The following is a 7,884-nucleotide window of genomic DNA, read 5'->3' on the forward strand; positions in this document are numbered from 1 at the left end:
TTACAATAATTATAGATGTCAATGGAATTTAAAAAAGCTGACTCCTAATAAGTATAGAAGTCAACTTTTAATGACGGCTTAGCCAGTCGTTTTTTCTAGTGTCCTTGACAAAGGGTCCATTTTATAAAAGCTTAGTAACTACATTTTTTATTGTATAAGTTTTGATGATAAAGAAAAAATATAGTATAGATAAGGAGTTGTGTAAATGTGATAGATGAAATATTTAAAGTATCATTAAAATCCATAATATCAGTAAGTATATTGTTTGTACTAACAAAAATTATGGGTAAAAAGCAAATATCACAACTAACATTATTTGATTATGTTGTAGGTATTTCAATTGATTCAATAGCCGCAGAACTAGCTGTAAATGATTCCATTACATATATACAAGGCATAACAGGTATGATTATTTATGCTCTTTTTCCTATACTTCTTTCTATTATTAGTTTAAGGAGTTATCTAGGAAGAAGAATATTAGATAGAGTACCTACTATTTTAATTCAAAACGGTAAAATAAATGAAGGTAGATTAAAAAAGACTAAGATGAATATTAATGACTTGCTTGAAGAATGTAGGTTAAAAGATGTATTCGACATAGGAGATATTGAGTTTGCTATTTTGGAGACAAGTGGGAATCTAAGTATTCAGCTTAAGTCTATTAACAAGCCATTAACATCAAAGGATTTAAATATTAAAACTGATTATAAAGGCCTATGTGTAAATCTTATTATTGATGGGAAAATACTAGACAATCATTTAAAATCCATAGGAAAGAGTAATAAATGGCTAAAAAAACAATTACAGAACAAAGGTATTGAAAATCTATAAGATGTTTTACTTGCATATATTGATAGTTCAGAAAAAGTTAATATATATTTAAAGAATGGAAATATTCCTACTACGCCTATATTATAAATAATTCTAAATTAAGCTATGAAGTTTTTACCTTCGTGGCTTTTTTATTATGGATTTTAATCTGTTTCTTAGACAACACAAATCAATGTTAGAATTACAATAATAGATCGTAGAAAGAATAATTGATATAAATAAGCAAAAAATGTTATGCTAAATAAGGAAAATAAAAATTGTGTATAAGGAGGAACTTATGATTAAGATAGGAATTTGTGAAGATGAAAAAGAAACCCAAGATTTAATAGAAAGCCATCTTCAGAATCTATTAAAAAATAGAGAATATAAAATAGAAAAATATATTAGTGGAGAAGAATTATTACAAGCTAATTTTAAAGATATAGATATTTTACTTCTTGATATACAAATGGGTAAACTAAATGGAATGGAGACGGCAAGAAAGATTAGAGAAGTGGACAGTAAAATGGAAATAATTTTTATTACTTCTTTAATAGATTATGTGCAAGAAGGATATTTGCTAAAACCAATAGAATTAGAAGAATTAAAAAAGCATGTTCTAAATTGTATTAATGAAATTGAAAAAAATAAAAATCATTATATTTTAATAAAGAATAAATCTAATACTTACAAGATTTATTCAAATGAAATAACATATATAGAAGTTCAAAAAAGGATATGTTAATACATACAATAAATAAGGATTTCCATGTAAGGTATAACTTAGAAAAAGTAGAGAAGGACTTAAATCTAGACAAATTTGTAAGGTGCCATAAAAGTTTTTTAGTTAATTTAACTTATGTGGAAAACATAAAATCAAATACTGCCATATTGGAAAGTGGAGAAGAAGTACCTATTAGTAGATATAGGTATAAGAGGTTAAGGAAAAGTTTTTAAGGTTTATGGGTGAAGAAATATGTTAAACATTGTATATGAGCTATACTTAATTTTATCTATACTTACACCTTTAATCATACTAAATGGTGTATTAACTTATAACAAAGAAAAAGCTGACAGAAGAAAAGTTGTATTTTTTATTTTATTGTTTTTCATATACATTATAGCTAAATTAACTAAATTATTTAGTGTGGAAGATGTTTACGCTTATAATATTATTACGGCGATAGTATTTGTTTTAGGGGCAATTTATTATAAGTATTTTTATAAGATAGGATATGTAAAATATACAACTTTCTTTTATTTATTTTATGTTTACTACTTATTATTTAGAGATCTTGTAAGTAGAAATATGTTCTTAATAATTACAGGAGCTGCAGTATCATCTGAAAAGTCCCTTTTAGTACCTTATTTTGATTGTACAAAAATTGATATATATAGTTATGTATTTATTATATTTATTTATATATTTGCCTATTTAATAACTAAGAACCTTAATAAATATTTGGAATTACTTAATAGTGATAAAAGAAATTACATATATCTGTCTATAGCCTTAATGTTTAATTTAACTACTATAATAGTAATTTATATATCAAATAAATTTGCAAGACTTGCTCTGACTTCAGAACGGCATTTACTCGACTATATTGTAACTCCCAAATTAATATTAGCAAGTAGTATAGTTCTTGTATTATTGTTTGTAAAAGTAATAAAGGACAATAAAATAAAATCACAAAATGAAATAATGAAAAATAAACTAGATATGCAATATGAACATTATTTAAGTGTTAAAGAATCTCATATGAAAGTTAGAAAGCTTTATCACGATATAAATAATCATATTAGTGACATAGACAATCTTAAAAGTAATAGTCAAGAAGTTAGTGAGTATGTAAACAATTTAAAAGATGAGATTAAAGAATTTAAATCTATTTATAATACAGGAAATATGATCCTGGATATTATAATTAATGAAAAAAATGAACTATGTAATAAAAAGGGAATTAAATTTATTTGTGATATAAATTTTTCAAAAGCTAATTTTATAAAACCTATGGATGTATCTAGTATATTTGCTAATATTTTAGACAATGCCATAGAAGCCTGTGATAAAATTCATGATGATAATATTAATAAACATATTAGAATTAAAGGAACCATATCAAAATCCTATTTTGTGTTGAAATGCGAAAACAGTAAAGTTAATTATATTAAAGCTAATAAGAATATATTTTTGACAGACAAAATAGATAAATTCAAACATGGAATAGGAATTCAAAGCATTAAATCTTCTTTAGAAAGGTATGAAGGAGAAATATTATTTGAAGACGAAAAAGACAAATTTACACTAAATATATATATACCACTTAATCATAATACTGACAGTTGGGTTCTTTAACCTACCATTTGGGGCATATATATTGATACTAAAAACTAAGGATGTTATCTTTTAATAGCAAAAGATAACATCCTTTTTGCGTATATAAGTATTTTAAGGGGCAAGAAAAATTAAAAAGTATTATAAGGAGGATTATATGGGAATATACTTGAAAATGTCCATGGCATATTTAAAGAAAAATAAACTGAGAACTTTATTATTGATACTAGGCGTTGCTATAGGCGTATCTTTAATATTTGGAACAAGTGTTATAAAGGAGTCTCAGGCTAATAATGATGTTAAGGCAATATACAAACTTTATGGAGGATATCATTTAGAGTTTAGTGACTTAAAAAAATCTGATATTGAAAAAGTTAGCAAAGATGGAGATGTAGAAAAGATTACTACAGTTGAAAACTTAGGAAACATAGTAGATGAAAAAGGAAATTCATTTCCACTAAAATCAGCAGATAAAAATTATATGGAGAGTAAGTCTGGAAAACTTACGAAAGGTAGACTTCCAAAGAACAAGGATGAATTAGTAATGGAAGAAGATGCTCTAGAAGCAATGAATTTATCAAATAAGCTAAATACAACTTTAACTTTTAAAATTAAAAAGAAATATAAAGATTCACAAGGAAACGATAAAATTTATACTGAAGATAAAAAATTCAAACTTGTGGGAACTATAGAAAAGCCAGAAGGATTTTACGACTTTTATGACATTAGTATTCCGTTTGAAGCATTTACCTATGGAAATAGTGAAAAAAACAATGTAATTCCACAAAATATAATCACTTACAATAGTGTGCTGAACCTAAAGAGTGGTTGGCAAAATATCGATGGACAAGCTAATAGAATAATAGGAGAAAATAATTTAAAAGAAGTTGGTTATACACCAAACATGCCTCTTGTACGCCAATTAATGGATAAAAAAATAGAAAAAGAAGATCCAGGAGCTTTGAAAAGAGAAATCTTAATTATAATTACAGCAGCTATTTTTGTATTTAATCTTTTTAATATTACATTAAATGAAACTATAGAAGGAATGGGCATGCTTAGATTAATAGGTGCAAATAAAAGAAGCGTTAGAAGAATGATAATGTATCAAGGTATAATTATAATTACTCTTGGTATAATACTGGGACTTATATTTGGTGTGGCATTTTCATATGTGGGACTTAAGAATATAGGAAGAAATAAAAGTAGAGCACTTATATCTATAATATCAATTGCCCTGGGGGGATATATATTTTTAACTACATTTTCTAGCATGCATAATGAGGTAACTGATAAAATTGCAAACATGCAAAAAAGATATGATATTACCATAGGATTTGGAATAAACTCTGATTTGGATGTGGTGAAATATACTGATAATGATGTAAACAAATTAGAAAATATAGATGGTGTAAAAAATATAAATGCTGTACAAGTATCAAAAGGATTTTTTGATTATAAAAATTATGAAGTAAATAAAAATTTTACAAATATAGGTCAATCACAAGAAAAAAATAAAATGGAATATGAAATGGATTTTAAATTATATGGAAATGACTATATAAACAGCACATTGAAAAACTTTGTACAAGAAGGAAATATAAATGACTTGGGTAAAGTAACAAATAATTATGCAAATGTGGCAGTATATAATTATTTTTATGATGAAAATGATCCAGGTAATAAGAAGAATGTTTTTACGAACTTAAAAATAGGAGACATTTTAACTATAAGAGTTCCAACAACCCAAGATAATGAAACAGTATATAAAGAAAGCAAAGTAAGGGTATGTACAATTTTAAAATCAGACTGGATGTCTAAGGGAGATGGTAGCCTAGGACGAAATTTTGAAGTTATCATTTCTAACAATCATGCTAAAGACCTTATTGGGGAGAAAAAGTACACTAAATTAGGTATAAATTTAGTAAATCCTAGTGATAAAGCTGTAAATAAAAAAGTAGAAGAAGTTTCTAACAGTATTCAATTATCTGAATTTGAAAGTAAACTAAGTTTCAATGAAATGCAAAAAAATTCCATTAAAGATTATATGAAGACACAAATATCAACAATAACATTGGTTTTAATAATAGCAGGAATTAATATTTTCTGTACAATAAAAACAAACTTATTAATAAGAAAAAAGGAAATATTAACGCTTAGAGCATTAGGAATGAGCGTGAAAAATATGAAGAAGATGATTGCTTTTGAAGCTTTATCATATGCCCTATTGAGTTTTATAATTGCTTTAATTCCATCTGTTGCAAACTTAACTAAATTTGTAAATTGGAATAATAATGCTTATAAAAACTACGGCATAGATAGCTTTATGTCATTTGCATTCCCTGTTAAGGAATCCATATTATTTTTTATAATAACTGTTGCTGTGTGTTTAATAGCAGTTATGACAAGCAGTAGAGATTTAAAAAATATGAATATTATTGATGGAATAAAAGATAATGACTAAAAAATATTTATTTTATTTGGAGGAAAATATATGAAAACTTTAAAAACTATAGATTTAAGAAAAATATATGGAAAAGGTGATAGTGAAGTTAAAGCTATTGATAAAATTAATTTGGAAATAGAACCTCATAAATTTACAGCTATAATTGGTCAAAGTGGATCTGGAAAAAGTAGTTTACTACATTGCATGGCAGGGCTTGATAAGCCAACTGATGGGAAAGTATTTATGAATGATTTGGATTTATATACTTTAAATGATGATAAATTATCTAAAATAAGAAGAGAAGAGTTTGGATTTATATTTCAAAGCTTTAATTTAATACCAGTTATAAATGTTTATGAAAATATAATACTTCCTATTTCACTTAGTGGCAATAAGGTTGATAAAGATTATATAGATAACTTGATAGATAAATTAGGATTAAAATCTCAAGTTAAGAAATTCCCAAATAAACTATCTAGTGGTCAGCAGCAAAGAGTGGCTATTGCTAGGGCTCTTGCAAACAAGCCGTCGGTTATATTTGCAGATGAACCTACAGGAAGTTTGGATAGCAAGACGACAAAAGAAGTAATTGATGTATTGAAGTTTTGTGTTAAGGAGTACAATCAGACTCTTGTTATGATAACGCATAATGATGAAATTGCTAAAAGTGCAGAGTGTGTTATTACTATTAGTGATGGAAAGGTTGTGTGTAGTTAATATGTTTTTTGCCAATTTATAAACAGTTTCAAGCGAGTGTATAAGAAAGGGAAAATGCTATCCTTGATTTTCAATGGAAACTATTATATACTATACTTGATTGTAAATAAAATAAAACATTGTGAATAAAAAAGAACCGTCTTTAAAAGAAGGGCTTTTGGTATTGCGCTTATTGCGTTGTATAAAGAGCTCTTCTTTTTTACATATTAGGAAATTATAGTTCGATTTTCACTGTTAATAAGCTCTGAAATTATGTATTATTAATTCATTTAGAAAATGTAAAAAATGTGTTTTTAAGCAACGGAGTTGCCTGAAGCGGTAGCGAAGGCATCTCGTTGGCGATATGAGCGAAGCAAATTTTTTATAGGGTTCGAAAGGATATTTATCAATTTGGTAAGGAAATATTAAGTTATAGGAAAAAATATTTGAATTTTTGCTTTGAACTGCTTTTGGAAATCAAGTTTAATATTAATGAAATGAAGCAATTTAAGGAAAACAACAATGCATTATATAAAGATAATTGGAGGTAAGCTGCGACAAACAGCAAAAAAAGCCTCACTTCTATGGCCTGTTTCATTGCAACGCACGTCGCTGCAATTAAGCATATATTATAAAACAATTTGGAGGAAACAAAATGGAAACTATTAATGTTCAAAAACGTGATTTTAATTTAAAGGCAAAAAAAATGAGACGACTCGGATTGGTTCCTGGAGATGTGTTTGGTAGTTCTTTGCCAGAATCAATCTCTATTCAAATGGAAGAAACCGTTGCACGCAAATTGATACGCCTTAAACGTGAAGGCAGTAAAGTGATGATGAATATTGACGGGAAAACATTACCGGTTCAAATTAAGGAAAAATCCTTGAATGCAGTTAACAATGAAATTCTACATATCAGTTTTCAAGCGCTAACTGCAGACGAAAAAGTTAACAGTGTAATTCATATCATTGTTATCAATGATGATAAAATCGCAGGCATACTGGAGAGAATACATCTTGAAATCCCATATGCTTCTCTACCTAAAGATATGATTGATACTATAACTATTGATGTTGATGGAATGAAGGCAGGCGCTGTTTTAACTGTTGGAGAAATTCCTGAACTAAATAGTGACAAAATTGAATTACAGGTTGATCCAGATAGTATTGTATTGCGTGTAAGCGAAAGAATAAGTCACGCTACTACAGCTGTTGAAGGGTAAATAAATATTAAAAACATATAATAATGGAAAGAGCTTGGATTGTTGTGCACTTTTGTGTAAACACATGAAAAGCTCTTTTCTGTTTTTTAGGGAGACTGTGAAGTTTTTTATGTAAATAGCTTTCTATGATAAGTTTATTAAGGCATGGATATGAAAATTATGTATCCATGCCTTAATTTGAATGTAATTCCAATTTAATTGCATGTCAAGTACACCTTGTAAAAAGGTGTTTTTTTTTAGAAATAATGGGACTGTAGGTAGATTTGTGTAAAACAAACTTACCTACAGTCTTTTTTGTATGTAAAATTGGTAAGTTTGGAATAATATTCATATTAAACTTTTGGAGGTATTAAAATGAAAAATAAAAAAGAA

General features: G+C 27.0%; 6 protein-coding genes and 1 pseudogene. All 7 read left to right on the top strand.

Going from position 1 to position 7,884, the window contains the following annotated elements; translation table 11 throughout:
- Nucleotides 1-82 (top strand): IS3 family transposase (locus K0040_RS21190; protein ID WP_331476281.1); only part of this gene is annotated, 82 nt, incomplete at its 5' end.
- Between the two features lie 125 nt (nt 83-207).
- The gene (locus K0040_RS19315) at nt 208-831 is read left to right on the top strand and encodes a DUF421 domain-containing protein (protein WP_228110346.1); all 624 of its coding nucleotides are present in this window, start codon (nt 208-210) and stop codon (nt 829-831) included.
- A 277-nt stretch (nt 832-1,108) separates the two neighbouring features.
- Nucleotides 1,109-1,793 (top strand): annotated as a pseudogene (locus K0040_RS19320) (LytR/AlgR family response regulator transcription factor).
- On the top strand, nt 1,787-3,169 hold the full coding sequence (locus tag K0040_RS19325; RefSeq protein WP_228110347.1) for a sensor histidine kinase: 1,383 nt from the start codon (nt 1,787-1,789) through the stop codon (nt 3,167-3,169). Before K0040_RS19320 ends, K0040_RS19325 begins: the two are co-directional and overlap by 7 nt.
- Before the next feature lie 136 nt (nt 3,170-3,305).
- The gene (locus tag K0040_RS19330; protein WP_228110348.1) at nt 3,306-5,612 is read left to right on the top strand and encodes an ABC transporter permease; all 2,307 of its coding nucleotides are present in this window, start codon (nt 3,306-3,308) and stop codon (nt 5,610-5,612) included.
- A 30-nt stretch (nt 5,613-5,642) separates the two neighbouring features.
- Nucleotides 5,643-6,311 carry an ABC transporter ATP-binding protein gene (locus K0040_RS19335; protein ID WP_228110349.1) on the top strand — a complete coding sequence of 223 codons (669 nt, stop codon included), beginning with the start codon at nt 5,643-5,645 and terminating at the stop codon, nt 6,309-6,311.
- A 634-nt stretch (nt 6,312-6,945) separates the two neighbouring features.
- A complete protein-coding gene (locus K0040_RS19340) occupies nt 6,946-7,512 on the top strand; it encodes a 50S ribosomal protein L25/general stress protein Ctc (protein WP_228110350.1) in 567 nt (188 codons plus the stop codon).
- The last annotated feature ends 372 nt before the right edge of the window (nt 7,513-7,884 follow it).

Origin of the sequence: Terrisporobacter petrolearius, from assembly GCF_020748185.1 — a bacterium.
Lineage (GTDB): Bacteria > Bacillota > Clostridia > Peptostreptococcales > Peptostreptococcaceae > Terrisporobacter > Terrisporobacter petrolearius.